We start from the raw sequence: 24,325 nt of genomic DNA, 5'->3' as shown, positions 1-24,325 counted from the left end.
ACTGTAATGTTACTTTCAATCTACTTATACTTTTAATCACTTATATTATGGTGTCGTCAAATATGGCAAAAACCACAACCAAAAAAACCGCAGCATCAGCTGCTGACAGCCCAAAGGGCAAGTCTTTGGTGATTGTAGAATCACCAGCCAAAGCAAAAACCATTAATAAATATCTCGGTGATGATTTTATCGTACGCTCGAGCATCGGTCATGTCCGTGATTTACCAGTTAGTGCAAATAAAAGCGCAAAAAAAGCAACCACGACCAAAAAAGATGACAGCCTGACAAAAGAAGAAAAAGCACAGCAAGCACTGGTACGCCGCATGGGCGTAGATCCAGAACACGACTGGGCGGCGGTCTATGAAGTACTACCAAACAAAACCAAGGTCATCAAAGAGCTCAAAGCACTGGCCAAAGACGCTGACAAAATCTATCTGGCAACGGATATGGATAGAGAAGGGGAAGCGATCGCTTGGCATCTAAAAGAAGTTATCGGTGGGCCTGATAGCAAGTATCAACGTGTGGTCTTTAATGAGATTACCAAATCAGCCATCCAAAATGCCTTTAAACAACCCTCAAAGCTTGATATCGATCGCGTCAATGCTCAGCAAGCGCGCAGATTCTTGGATCGTGTGGTCGGTTTTATGGTGTCGCCGCTGCTATGGCAAAAGGTTGCTCGCGGTCTGTCAGCAGGCCGTGTGCAGTCAGTCGCTATGCGCTTGGTCGTTGAGCGTGAGCATGAAATTCGCGCCTTTATTCCAGAAGAATACTGGCAAATCCATGCAGATACACATGTCGCTCATGATAAAACCAAAAAAGCCTCAGATGCGGAGCAAATCAGTATCCGTTTAGAGGCGATCAAGCAAGGCGGCAAAACGCTAAAGCTTGGCAATAAAGAGCAGACCGATAAAGTCTTAGAGATACTCAAAGCAAGCGATTTTATTGTCAAAGAGCGTGAAGAGAAGCCAACCCAGTCACGTCCAAGTGCGCCCTTTATTACCTCGACCTTGCAACAAGCGGCTAGTACGCGCTTGGGATTTTCTGTTAAAAAGACCATGATTTTGGCGCAGCGTCTATACGAAGCGGGTCATATTACTTATATGCGTACCGATTCGACGTTCTTGTCTGGCGATGCTCTTGCTGCTGTTCGAGGTCATATCGAAGACAGCTATGGCGCAAAATACGTGCCAGAAAAGCCAAATTTCTATGGCAATAAGCAAGGCGCACAAGAGGCGCATGAAGCGATTCGTCCTTCTAATGTCAATATGAAATCAACGCAACTAAAAGGCGTTGAGCGTGATGCGATACGTCTATATGAGCTAATCTGGCGTCAGTTTGTGGCGTGTCAGATGTTGCCTGCCAAATATCTATCAGTGAACCTGTTTGTCGGTGCAAGCGATATCGAGCTAAAAGCACGTGGCCGTACTATGGTGTTTGATGGCTACACAAAAGTGATGCCACCAGCTAAGACTGACGATACGTTATTGCCTGATGTCAAAAAAGGCGACAAATTAAACTTAGATAAACTTGATCCAAGTCAGCACTTTACCAAACCTGCGCCTCGCTATACTGAAGCAAGCCTAGTCAAAGAGCTTGAGAAAAAAGGTATCGGTCGTCCATCGACTTATGCCTCAATTATCTCGACCATTCAAGATCGTGGTTATGTGAAGCTTGAGAACAAGCGACTATTTGCTGAAAAAATGGGCGATATCGTCACCGATAGATTGACAGCCAGCTTCCCAGACTTGATGGATTATACCTTTACTGCTGCGCTTGAGGACAAGCTCGATCATGTCGCAGAGGGTGAGCAAGATTGGAAAGACGTGCTCGATAATTTCTATGGTGAGTTCAAAACCACCCTTGAGCATGCCAAAGGCAAAGATGGTATGCGTCCGAATGATCCAACCGATGTGCCAGATGTGCATTGCGATATTTGCGATCGTCCGATGCAGCTGCGTACAGGCTCAACAGGCGTATTCTTGGGCTGTACTGGCTATAACTTGCCGCCGAAAGAGCGCTGTAAAGGCACCAAAAATCTAATGCCAGTCGAAGCGTTTGCCAACTTAGATGATGCAGAAGGTGATGACGAAGCGGCAGAAGTCAAAGATTTGATGGAGAAAAAACGCTGCCCGAAATGCGGCACCGCCATGAATGGTTATATCGTCGATGGTGGTCTCAAGCTACACATCTGCGGTAATAACCCTGATTGTGACGGTTATATTCTAGAAGAAGGTAAGTTTGAAGTACCAGGCTCAGATGCGCCAACCATCGACTGTGACAAGTGCGATGGACAAATGGAGCTAAAGACAGGTCGCTTTGGCCCATACTTTGCTTGTCAGAAATGCGATAACACCCGCAAGGTGCTAAAAACAGGCGAAGCAGCACCGCCGCGTATGGATCCTATTCATCTACCAGAGCTAAAATCAACCAAGCATGATGATTACTTCATTTTGCGTGAAGGCGCGGCTGGCATGTTCCTTGCGGCCTCTAAATTTCCAAAGGTGCGCGAGACTCGTGCGCCCAAGCTTGCTGAGCTACGTGAAATAAAAGACAAGATGGACGACAAGTTCCAATATCTGTTTGAGGGACCAGATGAAGATCCAGATGGTAACCCAACTATATTACGTTGGTCACGTAAGAAAAAAGAGCAGTACATCGGCTCTGAGAAAAACGGCAAGGCCACCCGTTGGGGTGTGTACTGGCGTAAAGGCGAGTGGGTAGAAGAGTAACCACTTTTCTACCGGTCATAAAAAAACCTCTTAGATGCTAAGAGGTTTTTTTATGCTATCAATAATAGCTAAGTTTAGACGCTATTAATTCTTTTCAATAATACCACAAGCAACGCGATCGCCTGATGCGCCTGAAGGCTGGCTGGTGTAATCATCTGCGCCTGCATGGACGATAAAGGCTAGGCGATTCGCACTATACTTACCGGCTTCATCAGCAGTGATTTTTTTGTTTACATAATTGATAGTAGCGACACCATCTTCGTTTGCTGTCAGGTTAGGTAGGTCACCTGCATGACCATTCATGTCATCGGGATTAGAGTGTGGTTTGTTATCAGGATTGAAGTGACCGCCTGCCGCTTTACCCATATCAGCACAGCTACCTGTCTCATGAATATGTAGTGCAACCGTTTGGCCCGGCTGTAGATTCATGAGCTTACCGTAGACTTGTACACCGCCATCGACAGGACGCAGGAACATCTGTCCGACTTCGTTCTTATCACCGCTCACCGCTTTGATGGTAGATTTTAGTGCTGGCTGATTGACAGGATTGCCTGTTTGCATTTGACCTTCGACCGTTTGGCAACCAGTCATGGCTAACGCTGATCCGCATAGTAGGGCACTTGCAAGCATTGTCTTATTCATTATTATCTCCAGTTATTTTATTCATTATTTAGAACGTGGTTAAAGTCACAAATATCTGTATTTATTGTTCTGTTAGAGCGCGTATCGATATTCGTTAACATCATCATCAGTATAGCCAAGCAAACCCTATAGTTATTCATTAAATGCGCAACAATCGGTTAATAAATGTAAGTAACGTATGGGTTTGAAAATGTATTAAGGAATTTTCTTTGGCTCATTTTTCCAAATTAAGGTTTCGCCTGTTGCCATGGTTTGCAGCAGGTTATAATGTGGATAATCGCCTGTATTACCTGTTGCTGATTGTAGCTGCATACTTAACGTCAGGGTGCTGCTGCTTTCCTGCATAAAGTTAAATAGCGTGGTTTCAATGCGATTGCCTGTTTCGCCGCAGCCCATCATTGTGCTGATAATCATGCCAACCTTTAGCGTATTATCGTCAAGTAGAAAATAAGGTGCACCAGAGCCATTGCAATTCGAACCAAAAGAGATGATTGAATTTTCAGGTTGACTAAAAATCTCGAATGAAATGGGATAATCAGGATGATAAAAATCACTAATCGGTTCTCTATTCATCAGTTTTCCTTGCTCGTCATAATGATTGGCAACCGCGCTTTCCAAATGCCACTTATAGTTCGCTAGCAGTTTAGTACTGATTGGTAACCCTATCGGTGGTGAAAGTAGCGGTTTTGCCATCCCTGTAAAGATAAGTTGGTTGCCGTTTTCCATAGTCAGTGCAAGGCGCTTTGGCGAGGCTGTGGTATCGTCCTGTGCCGTTAGGGATATTGTAGGTAGTAACTTAATCCCAAACATATACGTACCATAGTCCTCAAACAACGTGCGAATATTATAGTCATCAGTACTGCTGTTCGTACAGGTCGCAGGTAGCTGTACAATATAGCTGCTATAACTTAATGGGGGTGCACCAGAGAATAGGTCGATTTTATCGTGCGTACAGCCCTGATAAAAATGCAGTCTACCTGGATCAATAGCCAAACGTATGGGGTTCGTACTTTGGATAGGGATAAGCTGACCATCATCTCGCGTCACTTCTGACAGTTGCCAGTTGTAGCCACTACTCCATTGCATGACTTGATTCTTTGGAATATCGAGCGTATCGGCTTGTGTGGTACTGTACGCTACGGATACGGTATTTTTACTCATCGACTGACAGCCTGATATGGCAAGCACAGTACTGCAAAATAACGCGCTGGCGAGCATCAGTTTTTTCATGAGGGTGTCCTTTTTTCAGTGTTGAATGGCTTATTTATTTTTTTTGATATTTTTCCAAACCAACATCTCGCCAGAATCTAGCGTTTGGGTGAGTAAGTAGTTTTGCTCTGACTGCTCTATAGTTGCCTTTGCCTTATTATCCGCGTGCGTTAAGATCAGTCGACTCGTGCTATAGGCCATCATACGTCGAAGCCGTGACTCAATGTCATCAATAGTGTCACCGCAGCTCATCATTGTGGAAGGAAAGCTGCCAGTGAGCAAATTCTGATTGATAGAGAGGGTGTAAGGCCCACTAACGCCGTTGCGGCCAACAGAGATACCAAAGCTTTGCCCATATATACCTGACTCAAAACCATTTTTTTCGTCACTTTCATCGCCACTATAGTTATCCAAACCATAGGAAAGGGTGATGGGCTTTTCTGTCTGCGTAAACTCGCTCATGACGGCGCCTGTTTTGTCAGTCACTTGTAACAGTTGCCAACGATAGCCCTCTAATAATTCATTGGTGAGTAGTATGCCAGTTATGGGATGTTCAGGCTTGGGCGTGCCCGAAAATATTAGGGTTTTGCCCTTATCCGTCTTTAAAGCCAGCTGTTTTTCTAAGGTTTTGGTAGCATGTACTGACTGAGGCAGCGCGGGAACAAATGTAAAATTCATTCCTGCATAAGGCTTAAAAGTTGCGTTTAATAGATGTGCTGTATCGCTAGGGATGATTGTATTACCGCGCCAATCTTGGGTAGTTGCTTGATATATCGCAGTGCAGTCAGCAGCCGTGACTGGTGATTTAGTTGTATCTTGTATTGATGCTTGTGTATAAGGATAAGGTAGAGGCAGCCACATATCAAAGGACACGATGTATCGGTAACAGCCGTCATCAAAGGTTAACAGGTCTGGGCGAACGTCCATCATTAGCGGCGGCTGAAGGTTGAGGCGTGTGAGTTTTCCTTTATCATTACTAACCTGTGTTAATTGCCAGTTATAGCCTGTGATGGTTTGAAACAGTCTGGGTTTGAGGGTAGCCGCTGACCAGTTTTTATCGTCAATGACGGTACTGGTTTGCGCTGAATGATTAAGGCTGTTTGTTTGGCAACCTAGTAGGGAGAGAGGTAATAAGGCGCTTATTATCGCTAAAGGCATCCGTAAATTATTTGACATTATAATTTTCCAATAAATAAACATTTGTCTAAAATATAGCACAAGGCTCTAGAAAGATTGTTGTTTATTATTGCCAAAAAAAAGCCGCCCATCATAGTGATGAGCAGCTCTTGGTTTTTGAGAATTTAAATAACGAATACGTAATTAGTTGTGTAGCGCTTTGCCTGCCGTTTTATCAACCGTCACTTTTGCAGGCTTGAGCGGTTTTGGCATATCTACCAAAGCAACCTTTAAAATCTCTTCGATCGTCGCAACTGGCTGAATAGTCAAGCCTTCTTTGACATTATCAGGGATATCGGCCAAATCACGCTCATTACTTTCTGGAATCAAGACATGCTTGATGCCGCCGCGATGCGCTGCCAGTAGCTTCTCTTTGAGACCACCGATACGTAGGATTTTGCCGCGCAAGGTGATCTCACCTGTCATGGCGATATCTGGACGAATGGCAATACCTGTCAAGGCAGAGACCAGTGCTGTCGTCAATGCACCACCAGCAGAAGGACCGTCTTTTGGCGTGGCGCCTTCTGGCATGTGCACATGGATATCTGTGGTTTTGACTGTCTCATAGTCAATGCCAAGACTGTCACCGCGAGCACGCACCACACTCATCGCCGCACGAATCGACTCTTTCATCACATCGCCAAGTGAGCCGGTGAAGCTAAGCTCACCTTTACCTTTCATAGCGACCGCTTCAATAGTAAGTAGCTCGCCGCCCACTTGTGTCCACGCAAGACCAGTGATACGACCAATCTCAGGCTCTTCTTCCGCCAGACCGTAGTCATACTGATGCACACCTAGATAGTCATCGATGTTCTTGTCATCGACGGTCACTAGCTGACGTTCCGCTTTTTTCGGAGCACGTGCGCCATGAGTTTCAACCGAACCGCGAACGACTTTGCGGCAGATTTTATTGACTTCACGCTCAAGGTTACGCACACCCGCTTCACGCGTATAGCTTCGTACGATACTGTGTAGGGCCGCTTCAACGATTTCAATTTCACCTTCTTTAAGGCCATTATTCTTAATCGCTTTTGGTACGAGGTATTTCTGCGCGATATTGACTTTTTCTTCTTCGGTATAACCCGGCAGACGAATGACTTCCATACGGTCAAGTAGCGCAGGTGGAATATCCATGCTGTTAGCCGTACAGATGAACATCACTTGCGACAAGTCTAAGTCCATATCTAAATAATGGTCGTTAAAGGTATCGTTCTGTGAAGGGTCCAATACTTCGAGCAATGCTGATGCTGGATCACCGCGGAAGTCTTGCGCCATCTTATCGATTTCATCCAATAAGAACAGTGGGTTTTTGACTTCTACTTTTGCCAATGACTGAACGATTTTACCCGGCATCGCACCGATATAAGTACGGCGATGACCACGAATTTCCGCTTCATCACGTACGCCGCCCAGTGCCATACGGACAAATTTACGACCCGTTGCACGAGCAATCGACTCACCTAATGAAGTTTTACCCACACCTGGAGGACCGACGAGACACAGAATCGGGCCACGCAGTTTTTTCACGCGTGATTGTACGGCGAGATATTCTAAGATGCGGTCTTTGACATCTTGTAAGCCATAATGATCTTCGTCCAGCACCGTTTTGGCTTTATCAAGATTGATCGAAACTTTGGTCGTCGCATTCCACGGCGTATCCAAAATCCACTCAATATAGTTGCGTACCACTGACGACTCTGATGAAGCAGGTGGCATCATTTTGAGCTTTTTAAACTCTTGCTCCGCTTTTTTGCGCACATCGTCTGGCAAGTCAGCATCTTCGAGACGCTGCTCTAGCTCAGCGACATCATCTTCGCCATCAAACGCGCCATCATTGAGATCTGATAGCTCGTTTTTGATCGCTTTCATCTTTTCGTTTAAGAAGTATTCGCGCTGATTGTCTTCCATCTGCTGACGGACCGCATCTTGAATATCTTGCTCGATATTTTGCTCAGCACTTTGCTTGACCAGATATTCCGTCAAGGTGTTGATATGCGTTTTGATATCGTTTTCTTCTAAGAACGATTGCTTGACATCAAGATCCATCGAGACGCGAGTTGAGATAAAGTACACAAGCTCAAGCAAATCATCGATACGCTTCGCCACGCGGGTCAGCTCACGGGCATTACGCAGACGCGCATCCGCATAGCCTTCAAACAGGGTGGTCAACGCCTGAATAGTGTTTTTCTTCTGGCTCTCATCCATGCTGACATCAAGATCAGCACGCTCAAATCTCGCCATCAATAAGTCGTCATGACTTTCGATATTGTCGACACGGGCGCGATATTGACCTTCGATGAGTACTTTGATGCAGTTCTCATCGCTGTCATGCGGCATGGTGCTGACGATGCGGCACACCGTACCGTATTGATACAAGTTGTCTTGATCAATGTCTTCGGTCAATGAGTCTTTTTGGGCGACGACCAGTACTTTGTTGCCATACTCAGCTTGTGCCAGCTCAACGGCTTTGACCGATGGCGCGCGTCCCACAAATAAGGCAATCTGCATGTGCGGATAGACAACCACATCTCGCAATGCCAAGAGTGGCAAGTAGTTTTCATCTTGATCATCGCTTGCTTTTTTGTTGTCAGTATCAGTAAGCGTACTGTCATCAAGATCAGTATCTTTGACATCAATTGTTGCTGCTTCTCGTGTATCAGTTGACGAGGTGTCTACCTCATTGTTTTCTACGTCAGTCGTTGAAACATCAACATCAATGTCGATATTGTCTTGGGTTATTTTATGTTCACTCATATATTTTTCCTCGTTCCCCAGACTTGTAAAGTCAAGTTCGTGGTTCATGTCTAGATAAATGGTGTCCGCATATAAAATTGCAAGTCTCATTGGCAAAGATGCACAGTTATCTTTGTTAAATAGTGCGACAAACGCCGACGTTTCAATGCGGTTATTGGATTAAAAAGTTGGATTAAAAATGCTGTGTCTGGATTAAAAAGTTGGATTAAAAATGCTGTGTCTGGATTAAATAAGTAAAATATCACCATTAGATAGCGAGAGCGTGTGTGAGATGCGGGTGTCTAATCGGTTCTATGCATGGGCTTTATACCCAAAATAAGGTAAACTGACGCCCGTCTAAAAACAGGGGCTGTTAGGGCAGTATTTTAGACATCATAGCGCTATTCATCAGTGTCACTATTCATCAGTCTCAATGAGACCAAGTTATAAAGAGCAAGGGGCAATACATGGCCATCAATGCGGTACTGCTGGCAGTTATTATTATGCTAGGACTGTCACTTTCGCGCGTGCACGTGGTGCTCAGTTTATTAATCGGGGCGCTGGCAGGTGGATTATTAGCAGGTCTGGGTATTACCGATACGTTAAATGCCTTCCAAGAAGGTATCCGTAATGGCGCACAGATTGCGCTATCTTATGCCTTGCTAGGGGCGTTTGCGGTAGCGATCGCGCACTCGGGATTGCCGCAGTCATTGGCAGGGACAGTGATTAGACGCATTGATGCCGCGGGCACGAGTGGCATGATTAAGTACATGCTGTTTGCAGGTCTTATTACCATGAGCTGCTTTAGCCAAAACCTAATCCCCATTCATATTGCCTTTATTCCACTGCTGGTACCGCCACTGCTTTTGGCGTTCAACCGTATGCAGATTGATAGACGCCTGATTGCCTGTCTGATTACCTTTGGACTGGTCACCACCTATATGTTTATACCGTATGGGTTTGGTGATATTTACCTCAATCAAATTATGCTAAAAAACGTCGGTGAAGCGGGCATTGATGTTGCCAATATTTCTGTGGTGAAGGCTATGGCGATTCCTGCATTGGGTATGCTAATTGGTCTGCTGGTCGCGGTATTTATAAGCTACCGTAAGCCGCGCGAGTATCAGCAGATTGCGATAGATCAGCAAGCGCATGATGCCGTCGTAGAAGGCGATGCATTAAGTAAAACAGCCGCTGGCGCTCAGTCGCAAAGCAAGCTAAAGACGCTGATTGCATTGGCTGCTATCGTGACGGCTTTCGTCGTGCAGCTATACACTGATTCGCTACTACTTGGCTCGATGTTTGGCTTTGGCGTGTTTATGGCGACAGGCGTGGTCAAGTGGCGTGATGCTGATGGCGTCTTTAATGATGGTATTAAATTGATGGCGATGATTGGCTTTATCATGATTACGGCGCAAGGTTTTGCTGAAGTCATGAAAGCCACAGAGCAGATTCAGCCACTCGTTGATGGGGCGGCGTCACTGTTCGGTGGTAATAAAGCGATGGCAGCATTTATCATGCTCTTGATTGGTTTGATTGTGACCATGGGTATCGGCTCGTCCTTCTCGACCATTCCTATTTTGGCTGCGATCTATGTGCCGCTGTGTATCTCGTTAGGATTTTCACCATTGGCAACCGTTGCTATTATAGGTACGGCTGGTGCGCTGGGTGATGCCGGTTCTCCTGCGTCAGATTCGACATTGGGGCCAACTTCGGGTCTAAACATCGACGGTCAGCATGACCATATCAGAGATAGCGTGGTGCCAACATTTATTCATTACAATATACCGCTACTGGCATTTGGTTGGATAGCCGCGATGGTGCTGTAGTAAATGATTTGAATGATTGGGTTTGATAGGAGAGGCGAGTATAAACAATCACTATACTCGCCTTTTTTCGCTTCTATTAATTGCTCAAACTGCCTATATTTTTAACAATCTTCATCAAAATCCTCAATCTCACCGTTCAAGCTGCTCAAAAACGCATCACTTTGCGCGAGCAGCTCATTTAAGCGTTCTTCATTGACTAATCGTGTCATCTCATCAGCGCTAAACGGCTGCTCTTGACTGTAGTAACGTTGCTCTCTAGCGTCATCGCTACCTAACCTTTGCAAATATTCATCCACACTGTCTGCACTGGAATCAGCAGCGCTAGAGTCTTTTTCAAATTGTTTATCGTCTTTCATTAAAACCACCTTATGCCGTTTGGCGTAATTAAGCCATCTAATGGCACATCCCACGGCTGACGCGCTAATTGTTCAACCACTTGAAAGTCATAGCACCAGCCAATTTTTAATGGTTTCTTGGCCCCTGAGCGATAGCTTTTGCTAAGCGTCGTATCATAAAAACCGCCACCCATGCCCATACGATTACCGTGTTTATCTACCGCGACTAACGGACAGATAATAACGTCTAATTCTGACGCCCATAATAGAGCGCGGCTATGATTTTGTTTCATGCCGAGCTGATGAATGCGAGTGGGGAGGTTGATTAGTTTTGAGTGGTAAACAGGCACAAAACGCAACCGTTTATCATCACTGCCATTACTAGTACGACCGAGAGAACCAACGACAGGTAAATAAGGAGAATAGCCTAAGCATATGCACCAATCCAGCAGTGGCTGAGTGGGTAGCTCGCCAAATCCATCATAATATAGCCCAATACGCGCATTTTTTGATAGCCGCTGCTGTAATTTGCTCAAATGCAAGCTCGCTGCTTGCGCCAAATTTCTACGCGCGCCATCACTTAATTGACGACGCTGGCGAGTGAAGTGCCGTCTGGGTGGATTACTTAGCGTAGGTTCTTGTGAGTTAAGCATTTTTGACTCAGTGGGCATGGTTTCAGAGTGCATAGGTATCTTATCCAATGACATATCAGATTGATGAGGGGCGCTTTTAGACATTCGTTTTTAGGTATTGACCAAAGCGATTTGTGAATATTCAACACGTCCTAGTCATGCTATCATAACGCCACTTTATATCGTATTCTCCTTTATGTGCAGCAGATGTTGCATTTTTTAGAGCAGTCATAAAACAACAAACCATCAAAGAGGGTAGTTATGTCGACACAGAATCAGGCAACTCGTACCGAAAAAGACACCATGGGTAACGTAGAAGTCCCAGCTGATGCCTATTGGGGCGCGCAAACACAGCGTAGCCGCGAAAACTTCAAAATCGGTGGCGAGACATTGCCGCGTCCGATGATTGAAGCGATGGCACTGGTCAAAAAAGCCGCTGCGATTACTAATGCAAGCCTAGAGCGTTTAGATGCCGACAAGCGTGATCTTATCGTACAAGCCGCTGACGAAATCATCAATGGTGGTCTGGTTGATCAGTTCCCATTGGTCGTATGGCAGACAGGTTCTGGCACACAGTCAAACATGAACATGAATGAAGTGCTTGCCAACCGTGCCAACGAAATCGCTGGTTCTGAGCGTGGCAGCTACACGCCAATTCACCCAAATGACCATGTCAACCATGCACAGTCTACCAACGACAGCTTCCCAACGGCGATTCGTGTGGCTGCTGCGCGTCAAATCAACAGCTTATTGATCCCAGCGGTACAAGCACTACGCGATACCTTGGACAAAAAAGCCAAGGAATTCGATAGCATCGTAAAAATCGGTCGTACGCATTTACAAGACGCGACGCCTTTGACCCTAGGCCAAGAGTTTAGCGGCTATGTGAGCCAACTTGACCATGCATTGACTCGTATCGACAACGCACTACAAGGTCTATATGAGTTGCCACTAGGCGGCACAGCGGTTGGTACTGGTCTAAACGCCCATCCTGACTATGCAGTAAAAGCAGCTGAGCAATTGGCTGAGCTAACAGGCTTGCCATTTGTCACATCCCCAAATAAATTTGAAGCACTAGCTGCTCGTGATGCAGAAGTATTTGCGTCAGGCGCACTAAAAACGCTAGCCGCTAGCTTAAACAAAATCGCTAACGATGTACGTTGGTTGGCATCTGGCCCTCGTTGTGGTCTTGGCGAGTTGACGATTCCTGAAAATGAGCCAGGCTCTTCTATCATGCCGGGTAAAGTTAACCCAACTCAGTCAGAAGCAATGACCATGGTTGTCGCTCAGGTCATGGGTAACGACACAACTATCAGCATGGCTGGCGCATCAGGTAACTTTGAGCTAAACGTTTATAAGCCAGTTATCGCGTTTAACTTATTACAGTCTATCAAACTGCTTGGCGACGCTTGCAACAGCTTCAACGAAAACTGTGCCGTTGGGATCGAGCCAGTAAAAGACAAAATCGATGATTTCTTGCATAACTCACTAATGCTAGTAACGTCATTGAACCGTCATGTTGGTTATGAAAATGCTGCGAAAATCGCTAAGACGGCTTATAAAGAAAACAAGACTTTGAAGCAAGTGGCGGTTGAGCTAGAGCTACTAACTGAAGCGCAGTTTGATGAGTGGGTAATTCCTGCTGATATGGTACATCCTAAGTAAGCAGTAGACCAAATAATGACCTGCTACGGCGTCAGACTCGCTTAATGTACGATAAGTACAATTTTCACTCGTCTTTCTGGTAGCAGTGTTATACTTGTTCCACTAAGAATTTAGAAATAAAAAGACCTTATCACGTAATGTGGCAAGGTCTTTTTTTTGGTCTTGAGTTTTTTGAAAACTTATCCTGCTTTACGTTTTCATCTACCAGCCTATATAAAGCAATCACTACAGTTTCAATCAAAACTAAAAAGTATTATCACGGTGAGAGAGATATTATTTCTTGATTTTTGAAATAAGTTCTACTAACTTTTCAAAATTTTCTATTGTTAACCCTTTAATGTCTTTTGCATCTGAATGTTCAGGATTATTATTATTTCCAAAATATCTTTCGACAAGCTCCCCTTTGATTTTTTGTTTTGTCTCAAGCTCTAAGTCTTCAATAAACGGATTTATTGAAGCCAACTCCAGCTCAGCGTTCCGGTTTATTGTCTCTAGTTTTCGATGCTTAGATGATTCGCGAGCAGCATAAGTTGCTGGATAAGATAAGGATATAGCAGCAATCACCCTTACTAAGGCTTGTTGCCAAGCCAAACCATCTACATTTAGATTCCATATTGTTATAAGTAAAATAATCGAAAATGCTGCCATGAAAGCAACTGCCACCCAGCGCCATCGATTTGCATCTTTTTTATGGTCATTAGCTATATTTTGATAGTTACCTGTTATACCTACATTTGCTATTAAACCTACGAGTGTTCTTGCTTCATCATGCTTAGTTTCTAGGCTACTTACTAAATCTAATGACTTATTATTCGCGTTATTTTTAAGCTCATCGAACTCTTTTCGGAACTGATCTTGTGATTGTTTTATCTTAGAACTATAGCTCTTCAAAGCATTGCTAAACTGCTGATCATGTTGAGTTTTCACATCGTCGAACCTTGACTCGAATCTAAAGCTAAGATTTTCAATTTCTTCGCTTTTACCTTGAATACGTTCAATTAGCTTTTGGATGTTACCTTGGTAAGATATTAGTTCATTTTTTAGCCTATCTATCTCATTCTCAAGTTCATTTTTTTCTTCTTTTAAACCTTTGTATTTACTTGCTACAGTATTCTCGAAGTCAGCAACTTTTCTCGAAAAATCGAAGTTATCATCATTTACCGGTATTGGAAGACTTTTGGATTTACTGATAGCAGCATTAAAGTGACTAATTGCATTATTTAAGTGCGACTCATTTTCTGTTTCGAAAAAGTTATTTATATATGTAACACCTGTGTTTAGCTCACTACTCAATCCATCCATTTCAGCTATTTGGACTAATTCAGGAAGAGTTAAATTTATTCTTTGGTTTATAAACGAAAAAGTAGTTTGCAAAAAAGAGAGTTTCTCTATACTTATCTTACTTTTACTATCTTCAGTAGAGAGGATTTCTTCAATAGAGTTTAATCGTTGAAATAGGACATGGCCTTCAAAGCTTTCAGGAGTCATTCTTTATTTCTCAACTATTAACACACTAATTTTAAAGTGAAAAAACTGGACAAGATGCCCAGATCTTTCACACCAAACTTCCTAAATACCTAAAACTTATAAAGCAAACCAAGCGTTGTCGCTGCTTCAGTACGTGAGTCGACCATGGGGCTATCATATTGCTCATTGGGTACATAGCTCACGCTCTGATTGGCAAATCCTGCCCACTTATCATTAAAGTCGTAGTTGGCACTAACGCTGATATATGGGTTCAAGCTTGAGTTTGATTTATAAGCGGCAACCCCTGTTTCCGCTGACTCTTCTTCACTGACGCCATAGTAGTATTCATTGTAGGCCGCGTCATGATACTCAAAGCCGATGCTTGGATAGACCGTCAGCTTGTTTCTAGTAATTTTGGCAAGGTAAGTTAAGCGACCAGTATTACCGCCACTTTCGTCCAACACATCGGTCGCAAACTGACCACGAAACGCACCGATAGGCGTGCGACGCTGGTAGCTTATACCTGCTTCTGCAGATAGTTTGCGCTCATCGAGACCTTGCAGGGCACCATTAGCATCATCAGGATCAAACGAATTCCCTGCGAGCTGCGCGTAAGCAGACAGCTGATTGACCCCATCATTGATCAAGTACACACCCGCTTGAGCACCGCGCGCATAGATCCTATTATTATCATAAAAAATGCCCGGTAGCACACGCACTTCAGTGCTGTCTTCGAGATCATAGGCTGATTTGACCGCCATGACATTGACCCCAACGCTCAATTCGGCGTCTTTGTCAGTCGGTAGGTTTTTATTAAGAAAAGGGATGGCATTAGACATGCCAGACACACTGAGTAATGCAGTAGCGGTTAATGTGCTCAGCATGGCTCGCGTAGAGAAGTGAGGTTGCGCTGCAAGTTTTGACATAATTGGGTCTCGTAAGTGAGTATAAATAACGGGGTAGTAAGGTCAGGTAAAAAACGAGCAAAAAGTGAATAATTAGTCTATAGTCAATCCTAAATAAAACAGATACATTATATATCAAGGTGGAACTGGTCTAAATTTTCCTTGCGTGCTGTGCCTACGCAGACAGAGGCTGCGAAAAATTTATCCCAGTCTCACTGTATCGTTTTTATACTGAATTCACTATAAATAACTCGGCTGTTATTGGTAGTTATTTAGCAATGATAGATAAGTATGAGCATTTACTCAATGGCTTTTAGCACTTGTAGGATTTGCTGATGAATATCTTGCCACCACCAGACAAAGCAAATACTAATAATCAGCATCGCAAGCCATGGCAATAGTTGCCAAATAAACGAAGGTTTAATAGGGTCTTTAGACTCGACTGTGTTGTGAGTTGCATTGTCGTTTAAGGCTAAATTTACAGCAGTAATTCTTTTCATATCACTGCCGTGCATATTTGGCGTATTCATATCGCGGTTATTCAGTCTAGAGTCATTGTTATCCAATTCAGCATTTTGCTTGATCGAATTAGTATTGAGGGAAGATGATTGATCGATAGAGCTGCTGCCATAACGCTCTGAGTTATCGAGCGTCTCATGGTGCTGGCTATTATATTGATGGCTGCCTTGGTCACCGTAGTGATAGGTGGTTTGATAAGGGTGGAGACTTTTCGCTTGCTGAATAGCGGCATTTTGCATAGCGACCGCGAGACGCTGACGGTAACCAATCGCAAAAGCTAAGGCAATAACAAGCCCTGTGATCGCGCCGCCGATATGACCAGCATTATCGATACCCGGTACGGCAAACCCATAGACCAAGTTGATCGCCATGATGATGATCAAGCTCTTGAGATTGAGTACCATGCCATTGACCGATATTTTAAACAGGGCAGCGATCAGTAACGCCGCACCGATACCCATGATACCACCAGAAGCTCCCGCTGATAGGCCGGGCTGTCCTGTTCCTTCTATGATACTTTGCCATGTGACATAGTTATTGAGCAAGTTGCCACCGATGGCTGCCAACAAAAACAATGCCAAAAACTTGGCTGAGCCAAACATCGGCTCGGCAATCTGCCCAAAGAAATACATGGCAAAGCCATTAAATAGTAGATGCATGAGACCAATGTGCAAAAACGCACTACTGGCCAAGCGCCATGGGTCATCCATCATCGTTAAGGGTAAGGCGTTGGCACCCCATTTAACTAACGCTTCAGTTGACGGGTTATTGGCATCGACGCCCGTGACTAGCTGCATGACAAATAGCCCGATAAAGCTGGTTAATAGCAGGGTAGTGACGGGCGCTGTTTTTAATAATTGTTGAATGGTCATAAAGGCTAACTGTCATCAAAAAGTTATAGAGACAGTATAAAGGGTATGAGCAAATTATGTTATGTATAGCCAGTTTTAAACGTTGATTGTTCTACAATCAGCCGCTCTAAAAACGACCCACTTTGAGGTTTTCATACGTGCCTTTTACCAAGATATTATCCGTGACAGTATTGATATCGGTATGACCACAGAATGCCATAGATATATCACACTCTTTATAGATAATCTCAAGCGCGCGGCGCACCCCGTCTTCACCATACGCTCCCAATCCGTAGAGAAAAGCGCGACCGATCATCGTGCCTTTTGCGCCCAATGCGATAGCCTTTAGTACATCTTGACCAGAGCGAACGCCACTGTCTAGCCATACCTCGATATCGCTGTTTTCGGCTTGTACTGCCTGTACGATGTCTGCGAGGGCAGAGATAGAAGATAACGCGCCATCCAATTGACGACCGCCATGGTTTGAGACGACTAGGGCATCCGCGCCACTGCGAGCCGCCATAATAGCATCTTCAGGCTCCATGATACCTTTTATGATAAGTTTACCGCCCCACATGTCTTTGATACGCGCCACATCGTCCCAGCTCAGACGCGGATCGAATTGCTCTGCCGTCCAAGCAGAGAGTGATGACAGATCCTCAACATTTTGTGCATGACCGACGATATTACCAAACGTGCGGCGCTTAGTGCCGAGCATATTAAGACACCATTCTGGCTTGGTCATTAAATTTAAAATATTAGCCAATGTGGGTTTTGGCGGTGCGGATAGACCGTTTTTGATGTCTTTATGACGTTGTCCCAGCACCTGTAAGTCCGCAGTCAAAATCAACGCAGAACAGTTTGCTGCTTTGGCACGGCGAATCAAATTTGCCATAAAGTCCTGATCACGCATGACATAAAGCTGAAACCAAAACGGCTTACTAGTATGAGTGGCGACATCTTCGATAGAGCAAATGCTCATGGTCGATAGTGAAAAGGGCACGCCGAATTTTTCAGCGGCGCGTGCGGCATGTATCTCACCATCTGCCCACATCATGCCGGTAAAACCCGTTGGGGCGATGGCTACAGGCATCTTGACTGGCTCACCGATCATACTCGTTGCCAGACTGCGGTTATCCATATCGACCAATACGCGCTGGCGCAGCTTGATACGGTCAAAGTCAGTCTCGTTATTACGATAGGTGGTCTCAGTCCACGAGCCTGAATCGACATAGTCATAGAACATACGCGGCACTTTACGCTCAGCAACGCGGCGCAGATCTTCGATTTCGGTGATTTTAGTTAAGTCTTTCATAGGTTTATCTCTTATTGCTGTTATGTTTTAACTAGAAGGCAACCTTAACCTAACGCTACTAGATCTAGTTTAATAGCGTCAGCTTGCCTGATTATCGTCCATTCAGTTTTCTACGGGAAAATTTGCCACAAAAAGACATCAGTCCAAAGAATGTTATGGGCCAGAGAACGGCTAAAGCCCACCACCATATTTGACCGAAGATGATAGCCATACCGATCAAACCTGCTTGCACGACATAATAAATCATCGCTAGCAGTGTTTTGCGAATCACATAGCCTTCTTTATCCACCAAGCCGACTACTGCGCAAGCAGCTACCACATTATGCACCGAAATCATGTTACCAGCCGCACCACCCACAGCTTGCAAGGCTATTATTTGTGCTGCAAGGTCGCTATTGAGTCCGATCTGATTGGCTGTTGACCATTGAAAATATGAAAACATCATATTGCTAATAGTATTTGAACCGGCGATGAAAGCACCCATTGCCCCAATCCATGGAGACACTAGCGGCCACGCATTTTGAAAAGCATCGGCAGCACTTTCAGCCAGTAATATTGGCATAGCCGGTAGCGCAGTAGCGACTTCAGCGGCTGAGCCTGAATTAATGAATACTTGTACCATAGGCACCGAGAATAGCAAAGCTGGTGCGGCAGCAACCATGGTCTTTGCCGAGTTACTCCAACTGCGCTTTACCGCTTGGCTATTCATTTTGAACAGTAAAATACATAATAAAGAAGTAATAATTAGAATGCTACCAGGAGAATAGGCGAGCTGTATCTTACTAGAGATTGTTGTACCAAAAAGATTAGTAAGGCTAATGGTTGTTAAATCCCCTACCAGAAAAGCTTTGAGTGGTGCAATCACTCGAGTTATGACCAATAAGGCAATCACAATGAAATAGGGCGAAAATGCACGAATTAAAGAGAACTTTGGGGTTGCTGAATCATCATATTTTACCTCGTCTAAAGTACCCAGCCAGTCTTTGTCCCATTTTGCGCGAGGGGCAAAATCAAAAGTATCTTTAGGCATCAAAAAACCACGCTTAGCAGCGGGAAGTACAATTAACAACCCAATGAAACCGCCAATGAGTGAAGGGAACTCAGGCCCTAGAAATTTAGCAACCAAAAAATAAGGAATAGTAAAGCAAAGACCTGCAAAAATGGCAAATGGCCATACTTTAAGCCCTTCTATGAAGGAGCGTTTTTCACCAAAGAACCTTGTCAAAAAAGCACTTAAAATTAAAGGTATCAAAAACCCAATAAGCGCATGTACAAGGCCTACGTTAGCTGTAATCTGTAATAAATAATTTTCGGCAGTAGTAGGGGCAATGGACTGTGCTAAATCTTGTTTATCAGTAATACCAGACCAAACGCCAAGTAGTAGAGGCGTACCAACTGCACCGAAGGATACGGGTGTAGATTGAATGATAAGAATAACCATGACCGATGCCATCGCTGGAAAGCCTAAAGCCAACAACAGCGGAGCACCCACTGCAGATGGTGTTCCGAATCCTGATGAACCTTCTACTAAAGAGCAGAACAACCATGCCACAATGATCGCTTGGACGCGCCTATCAGGTGAAATATCCATAAAGCCCTTACGTATGGCGACAAGAGCGCCGCTTTCTTTCAGCGTATTCAGCAGTAAAATAGCTGCGAATACAATGAATAAAATAGTAAGTGCCACAATAATCCCATTAACAGTAGCAGCCGCTACCTGAGCACCACTAGCGTGCCAAATGAAAAAGGCTAGCAGAGCTGTCACCAAATAGGCAATACTCATAGATATCTTAGCTGGCAGGCGCATAACTATGAGTAGTATGAATACAACGAGAATTGGCGCTAAGGCTAAGAAAGTGTACATAATTAACAGTCCTTATTGTTATTAACAGTCCTTATTGTTGTGTATACCAGCTTATTTTTTACTGGTTTTAAAGTCATACTAAGTTATTACTATAGTCGATACACTCTAAAAATGTCATAGCGCTACTGGGATGAATTTTGCGCAGCCTCTGGGAACGCAGCACGCAAGTAAAATTTATACCAGTAGTGCGTTTAAATCCATAACAGTTTTACATTCAGCTAACTATATTTATTAAGGCGTGTTAAACACGCCCTAATAGTTGCTCTTAGGTGCTTTCGCTGAGAATTGTATGTATATGATTTAACAGAGTGCAAGGTTAGAGAGTTGAGATTATTGATCAGTAAATCATTAGCATTAGTATAATCAATTTACCAAACAGAATATAAAAGCAGTCTAGCAAATATTGAAATACCATACTAGCTAAAATTAGCGGTAGATATTCTAATATAAGAAATTTAAAAGCTCTATAACATCAAAACAAAGTGCCGTTAGTTGTGAGCTAACAGTTGCTGTAAATCCATGACTGAAAATGGATAGTCTAATCGTTTTGATGGCGTCAGAATTACGGGAATGGTGGTGGCAAACTCCATCATCAGATCTTCATTAAAGTCTGCAATATCGACATTCTCGTAGGTAATAGGTTGTACGCTTTGAAAGCGCACCATAAGTTGCTCAGCGATTTCACACAGATGGCAGCCAGAGGTACCGAGTAGCCACCACTTATCAGAACTTTCAGCGCTGCAAAGATTTGGGCTCGCTTCAATAATACGTGCGCGCAGTGCTTTTATATTATTACCATTATGCATATTTATTCTCTTATTTTTATGCTTGTTATAAAGTACTTATCTTAAACCCTTAAATAAAAAGTGAATACTGTTTATAGCTCATTACATGATAAAGAAGTGGTGTAAATAATGACAGCGATTGTGAGATTAGGTAAGATGACCTGCTACTGGTCATTACTAATGACTGCCTGTTAATAAAAGGCAATGACAGCTATTTTAGGACTATTGGTTCATAGTTGCTGTTTTAGTTATTAGCAGATGACCTATATTATCTTATTACTTTTTTAATCACTCGGATATCGCGCATGACAAGTTTTGGCAAGTTCATCAAACGTCTGTTATTGGCTATTATGTTATTGGTTGTCGCATTCCATATTTTGGTCACCGGACTACTACTAATCTGGAAAACGCAGCCGATTAACAACAGCATGTTTATGTTGACGCATCGCCTAACGGGTGGCACGGTCACGCAGACATGGGCTGAGTACGATGCCATCGCCAAGTCTGTCAAACAAGCAGCGATCGTGAGTGAAGATTCCACGTTTAGCCAGCACAATGGCTTTGATATTAAAGGTATCAAAGCGGCACAAAAGAAAAATGAAGAAACGGGCAAAATGTCCGCTGGTGGCTCAACCATTACGCAGCAGCTAGCAAAAAACCTATTTCTGACTTCGCATCGCTCTTATGTGCGTAAGGCAGAAGAGGCTGTCATTACTGTCATGATAGAGACGCTGTGGGACAAGCAGCGTATCTTGACCGCTTATCTTAATGTGGCAGAGTTTGGTAATGGTATCTATGGTATCGATGCCGCAGCGCATCATTATTTTGATAAATCTGCGGCCAATCTGAACCGAGACGAATCAGCGCTCCTCATTGGGATGCTTACCAATCCGAAGTATTACGAAGACAATCAAGGTGACAGAGGCTTGCGCAACAAGCAACGTATTATCAAAAAACGTATGAAAAATGCGGTATTACCGCAAGCGTCTTAATCTTTTAAAAGAAGCCTTAACAACAAGAATAACGGGAAAGAATAATAGTTAATAACCTTTAAGACGATAGTATAAAGATGACGGCGTATCGATAACGCAAAAGGAGTAGTAACGTGGTAGAGATAAATAATAATCAGAACAGCGGTGATATGAACGAGATGATCGACGTTAATAGTGTGAGTGAAGATGGCAACGAAAACGTTAATAAAAATATGAGCATAAGCAGTAACTATAATGATCTGACCGACATCGACTGGCAACGCTCAGAAGACGGCAGCTATTCACCCAGCAGTTATATCAATCGAGATTTGTCTTTATTACAGTTTCATCTGCGTGTATTGGCGCAGGCAGCCAGTCCTCGTCACCCACTGCTTGAGCGCTTGTTTTTTCTCATTATTTTTTCATCGAATCTCGATGAATTCTTTGAGATACGTGTCGCTGGCATCATGCAAAAACTCAATATCGGTGACGTATCGACCAGTGCTCACGGTATGCGCCCAAGCGAGGTGTTAAACGAGATCTCTGCGATCACTCACGACGCTATCAATGAGCAATATCGTATTCTGAATGAAGATATTTTGCCCGCTCTTGCGCTCGAGGATATCCGCTACCTAAAACGTGATGAGCTCAATGCCGAGCAGTCTGCATGGATGAAGCGTTATTTTACCGAGCAAGTTGTACCAGTATTGACACCGATTAGCATTGATCCTGCGCATCCATTCCCGCGTTTGGTGAATAAAAGCTTAAACTTTATTGCCACATTAGAAGGCAAAGATGCTTTTGGCCGCGACATTAATTTGGCGATTGTTCCAGCACCGCGCAGTCTGCCGCGTGTGATTCGTCTGCCAGATGAGCTAACGGGTGGTAAAGAGCATCATGTGATGCTGTCCGCCATCATTCATGAGCATATCGGTGAGCTGTTCCCTGGTATGAGTGTGACGGGTTGTCATCAGTTCAGACTGACACGTAATGCAGATTTGGATCTGGCGGATGATGTAGAAGATATCGCCAAGGCACTCGAGGGCGAGCTTGAAAACCGCCGCTTCGGTGACAAAGTCCGTCTTGAGGTGACAACTGACTGCCCAGCGCACATCAGTGAGTATCTGCTCAATGAGTTTGAGTTGCATGACAATCAGCTGTACCGCGTCAATGGCCCTGTGAATCTGACGCGCTTGCTGTTTGATTTTAATATTCCGGGACTGCGTTATCAGCCATTTACTCATGCAGTGCCAAAAGCCTTTCGCCGAGAGATGGATAAATCAGATAAATCATCCAGTATGTTTGCCGCTATGCGTAAAAGCGATGTGCTCGTGCATCATCCGTTTCATGCATTTTCACCCATTATTAATCTGCTTTGGCAGGCAGCTAGCGATCCCAAAGTGTTGGCGATCAAGCAGACATTATACCGCTCAGGTACCAACTCAGAGATCGTCAAAGCGCTGGCCGCTGCCGCCCGTAACGGCAAAGAAGTCACTGCCGTCATTGAGTTGCGTGCGCGTTTCGATGAAGCCTCCAATATTGCTGTCGCCAACTATTTACAAGAAGCAGGTGCGGTTGTGGTTTATGGCATCGTCGGCTACAAGACCCATGCCAAGCTCATGCTCATCGTGCGCCGTGAAGAAGATCGAATCCGCCGCTATATCCACCTAGGCACAGGCAACTATCATGCGGCCAATGCCAAGGTCTATACAGATTATGGCTTATTCAGTGCCGATCCTGATATCTCAGAAGATGTGCATAAGATATTTCAAGAGCTCACTGGTATGGGCAAACCTGCCAATCTCAAAAAACTGTTACATGCACCATTTACCTTGCACGAAAAACTAATGAGCTTTATCGATGATGAGATTGCTCATGCTAAAGCAGGCAAGCGCGCTCATATTATCGTCAAAGCCAATGCGCTCACTGAGCGTCGCCTGATTGACAAATTGTATGATGCGTCGCAGGCAGGCGTCAAAATTGAGCTGATCCTGCGCTCTATGTGTTGCTTGCGTCCGCAAGTAAAAGGACTATCTGAAAACATCACTGTACGCTCTATTATTGGCCGATTTTTGGAACATACCCGTATTTATTACTTCTATAATGACGGTGATGAGCGTTTATATTGCGGCAGCGCAGACTGGATGGATCGTAACCTGTTCCATCGCGTCGAAGTTGCGTTCCCGATTGAAAACAAAAAGCTGTTTAAGCAAATTTATCAGGATGGGCTACTAAACTATCTACAAGACAACACGCAAGCGTGGACACTGGATGGCACAGGCGTTTGGCAGCAGCTTCAGCCAGCGGCAGGGGAGGTGCCACACGTTGCTCAAGAACACCTACTAAAAGTGATCAATGGTGTCGACGAGTCCAGCTAACTGATTGAGGGCTATCTTCATCATTTGACCAAGCACTATTTAGTCAAACACTATTTAACCAAGTATTGGTACATGCCAGTGCTTGGTTTTTCTGGTTAATGCGCTGTAAAAGTTACAAACTGTGTTGTAACCTCACATTTATTCACATATTGATACGGCAGTACACTGGTGCAGCTCACAATATCCTACCTATAATTAATATCAATTCTGGTGCAGTTTATTATTTTTATCAAAAACCTCATCTATCTAAAAGTAACTGAACAAAAGCAACTGTCTAAAAGTGGCTGAGTACATAATGATGCCGCACCGGAGAAACTCTA

General features: G+C 44.1%; 17 protein-coding genes. 5 read left to right on the top strand and 12 right to left on the bottom strand.

From position 1 onward, the window contains the following. Window positions 1–62 precede the first annotated feature (62 nt). Window positions 63–2,729, top strand: coding sequence for a type I DNA topoisomerase (gene topA / locus BTW00_RS06970; RefSeq protein WP_075106812.1), 2,667 nt, complete (start codon window positions 63–65; stop codon window positions 2,727–2,729). An 84-nt stretch (window positions 2,730–2,813) separates the two neighbouring features. Here the strand turns inward: topA and BTW00_RS06965 are convergent, their stop codons facing one another. From BTW00_RS06965 to lon, 4 genes are all read right to left on the bottom strand, one after another. Beyond that, window positions 2,814–3,371 carry a superoxide dismutase family protein gene (locus BTW00_RS06965; protein WP_075106811.1) on the bottom strand — a complete coding sequence of 186 codons (558 nt, stop codon included), beginning with the start codon at window positions 3,369–3,371 and terminating at the stop codon, window positions 2,814–2,816. A 195-nt stretch (window positions 3,372–3,566) separates the two neighbouring features. Further along, window positions 3,567–4,601 (bottom strand): META domain-containing protein, encoded by a 1,035-nt coding sequence (locus tag BTW00_RS06960; protein WP_075106810.1) that lies wholly within the window; start codon window positions 4,599–4,601, stop codon window positions 3,567–3,569. 30 nt (window positions 4,602–4,631) lie between these two features. Beyond that, window positions 4,632–5,756, bottom strand: a complete 1,125-nt coding sequence (locus BTW00_RS06955; protein WP_075106809.1) for an META domain-containing protein — start codon at window positions 5,754–5,756, stop codon at window positions 4,632–4,634. A 144-nt stretch (window positions 5,757–5,900) separates the two neighbouring features. Next, entirely contained in the window at window positions 5,901–8,510 is a 2,610-nt protein-coding gene (gene lon, locus BTW00_RS06950; protein ID WP_256714025.1) for an endopeptidase La, read from the bottom strand. Between the two features lie 446 nt (window positions 8,511–8,956). Here lon and BTW00_RS06945 point away from each other — a divergent pair, with 446 nt between their 5' ends. Next, entirely contained in the window at window positions 8,957–10,318 is a 1,362-nt protein-coding gene (locus tag BTW00_RS06945) for a Na+/H+ antiporter family protein (RefSeq protein ID WP_075106808.1), read from the top strand. A gap of 101 nt (window positions 10,319–10,419) precedes the next feature. On the opposite strand, the gene BTW00_RS06940 is transcribed toward BTW00_RS06945, so the two are convergent. After that, window positions 10,420–10,674, bottom strand: coding sequence for a hypothetical protein (locus BTW00_RS06940; protein WP_075106807.1), 255 nt, complete (start codon window positions 10,672–10,674; stop codon window positions 10,420–10,422). Beyond that, complete coding sequence (locus tag BTW00_RS06935; protein WP_256714024.1) at window positions 10,674–11,339, bottom strand: 5-formyltetrahydrofolate cyclo-ligase; 666 nt, start codon at window positions 11,337–11,339, stop codon at window positions 10,674–10,676. The genes BTW00_RS06940 and BTW00_RS06935 overlap by 1 nt, the downstream gene beginning before the upstream one ends. A gap of 207 nt (window positions 11,340–11,546) precedes the next feature. Between BTW00_RS06935 and fumC the strand changes: the two genes are divergently transcribed. Further along, a complete protein-coding gene (fumC, locus tag BTW00_RS06930; RefSeq protein WP_075106805.1) occupies window positions 11,547–12,950 on the top strand; it encodes a class II fumarate hydratase in 1,404 nt (467 codons plus the stop codon). Between the two features lie 273 nt (window positions 12,951–13,223). Here the strand turns inward: fumC and BTW00_RS06925 are convergent, their stop codons facing one another. The 6 genes from BTW00_RS06925 to BTW00_RS06900 all read right to left on the bottom strand — a co-directional run bounded on the left by BTW00_RS06925 (window position 13,224) and on the right by BTW00_RS06900 (window position 20,677). Continuing rightward, window positions 13,224–14,438 carry a hypothetical protein gene (locus BTW00_RS06925; protein ID WP_075106804.1) on the bottom strand — a complete coding sequence of 405 codons (1,215 nt, stop codon included), beginning with the start codon at window positions 14,436–14,438 and terminating at the stop codon, window positions 13,224–13,226. An 89-nt stretch (window positions 14,439–14,527) separates the two neighbouring features. After that, complete coding sequence (locus tag BTW00_RS06920) at window positions 14,528–15,343, bottom strand: MipA/OmpV family protein (protein WP_075106803.1); 816 nt, start codon at window positions 15,341–15,343, stop codon at window positions 14,528–14,530. Window positions 15,344–15,621: 278 nt separating this feature from the next. Then, window positions 15,622–16,713 carry a rhomboid family intramembrane serine protease gene (locus BTW00_RS06915; protein ID WP_075106802.1) on the bottom strand — a complete coding sequence of 364 codons (1,092 nt, stop codon included), beginning with the start codon at window positions 16,711–16,713 and terminating at the stop codon, window positions 15,622–15,624. Between the two features lie 106 nt (window positions 16,714–16,819). Further along, window positions 16,820–18,007 (bottom strand): alpha-hydroxy acid oxidase, encoded by a 1,188-nt coding sequence (locus BTW00_RS06910; protein WP_075106801.1) that lies wholly within the window; start codon window positions 18,005–18,007, stop codon window positions 16,820–16,822. A 91-nt stretch (window positions 18,008–18,098) separates the two neighbouring features. Further along, window positions 18,099–19,871, bottom strand: coding sequence for an L-lactate permease (locus tag BTW00_RS06905; RefSeq protein ID WP_075106800.1), 1,773 nt, complete (start codon window positions 19,869–19,871; stop codon window positions 18,099–18,101). A 488-nt stretch (window positions 19,872–20,359) separates the two neighbouring features. Continuing rightward, a complete protein-coding gene (locus BTW00_RS06900; RefSeq protein ID WP_075106799.1) occupies window positions 20,360–20,677 on the bottom strand; it encodes a glutaredoxin family protein in 318 nt (105 codons plus the stop codon). A gap of 284 nt (window positions 20,678–20,961) precedes the next feature. Here BTW00_RS06900 and mtgA point away from each other — a divergent pair, with 284 nt between their 5' ends. Beyond that, the gene (gene mtgA, locus BTW00_RS06895) at window positions 20,962–21,648 is read left to right on the top strand and encodes a monofunctional biosynthetic peptidoglycan transglycosylase (RefSeq protein WP_058024100.1); all 687 of its coding nucleotides are present in this window, start codon (window positions 20,962–20,964) and stop codon (window positions 21,646–21,648) included. 212 nt (window positions 21,649–21,860) lie between these two features. Then, on the top strand, window positions 21,861–24,005 hold the full coding sequence (ppk1, locus tag BTW00_RS06890) for a polyphosphate kinase 1 (RefSeq protein WP_075106871.1): 2,145 nt from the start codon (window positions 21,861–21,863) through the stop codon (window positions 24,003–24,005). Window positions 24,006–24,325 lie beyond the last annotated feature (320 nt).

Origin of the sequence: Psychrobacter sp. C 20.9 (genome assembly GCF_001921765.1) — a bacterium.
Taxonomy (GTDB): Bacteria; Pseudomonadota; Gammaproteobacteria; order Pseudomonadales; family Moraxellaceae; genus Psychrobacter; species Psychrobacter piscatorii_B.
The sequence above is the reverse complement of the archived record's forward strand: the minus strand, read 5'-3'. Positions and strand labels throughout refer to the sequence as shown.

Coding starts and splice junctions, on each gene's coding strand:
- topA (WP_075106812.1), top strand. CDS start 63: ATGGCAAAAACCACAACCAAAAAAACCGCAGCATCAGCTGCTGACAGC.
- BTW00_RS06965 (WP_075106811.1), bottom strand. CDS start 3,371: ATGAATAAGACAATGCTTGCAAGTGCCCTACTATGCGGATCAGCGTTA.
- BTW00_RS06960 (WP_075106810.1), bottom strand. CDS start 4,601: ATGAAAAAACTGATGCTCGCCAGCGCGTTATTTTGCAGTACTGTGCTT.
- BTW00_RS06955 (WP_075106809.1), bottom strand. CDS start 5,756: ATGTCAAATAATTTACGGATGCCTTTAGCGATAATAAGCGCCTTATTA.
- lon (WP_256714025.1), bottom strand. CDS start 8,510: ATGAGTGAACATAAAATAACCCAAGACAATATCGACATTGATGTTGAT.
- BTW00_RS06945 (WP_075106808.1), top strand. CDS start 8,957: ATGGCCATCAATGCGGTACTGCTGGCAGTTATTATTATGCTAGGACTG.
- BTW00_RS06940 (WP_075106807.1), bottom strand. CDS start 10,674: ATGAAAGACGATAAACAATTTGAAAAAGACTCTAGCGCTGCTGATTCC.
- BTW00_RS06935 (WP_256714024.1), bottom strand. CDS start 11,339: ATGCACTCTGAAACCATGCCCACTGAGTCAAAAATGCTTAACTCACAA.
- fumC (WP_075106805.1), top strand. CDS start 11,547: ATGTCGACACAGAATCAGGCAACTCGTACCGAAAAAGACACCATGGGT.
- BTW00_RS06925 (WP_075106804.1), bottom strand. CDS start 14,438: ATGACTCCTGAAAGCTTTGAAGGCCATGTCCTATTTCAACGATTAAAC.
- BTW00_RS06920 (WP_075106803.1), bottom strand. CDS start 15,343: ATGTCAAAACTTGCAGCGCAACCTCACTTCTCTACGCGAGCCATGCTG.
- BTW00_RS06915 (WP_075106802.1), bottom strand. CDS start 16,713: ATGACCATTCAACAATTATTAAAAACAGCGCCCGTCACTACCCTGCTA.
- BTW00_RS06910 (WP_075106801.1), bottom strand. CDS start 18,007: ATGAAAGACTTAACTAAAATCACCGAAATCGAAGATCTGCGCCGCGTT.
- BTW00_RS06905 (WP_075106800.1), bottom strand. CDS start 19,871: ATGTACACTTTCTTAGCCTTAGCGCCAATTCTCGTTGTATTCATACTA.
- BTW00_RS06900 (WP_075106799.1), bottom strand. CDS start 20,677: ATGCATAATGGTAATAATATAAAAGCACTGCGCGCACGTATTATTGAA.
- mtgA (WP_058024100.1), top strand. CDS start 20,962: ATGACAAGTTTTGGCAAGTTCATCAAACGTCTGTTATTGGCTATTATG.
- ppk1 (WP_075106871.1), top strand. CDS start 21,861: ATGAGCATAAGCAGTAACTATAATGATCTGACCGACATCGACTGGCAA.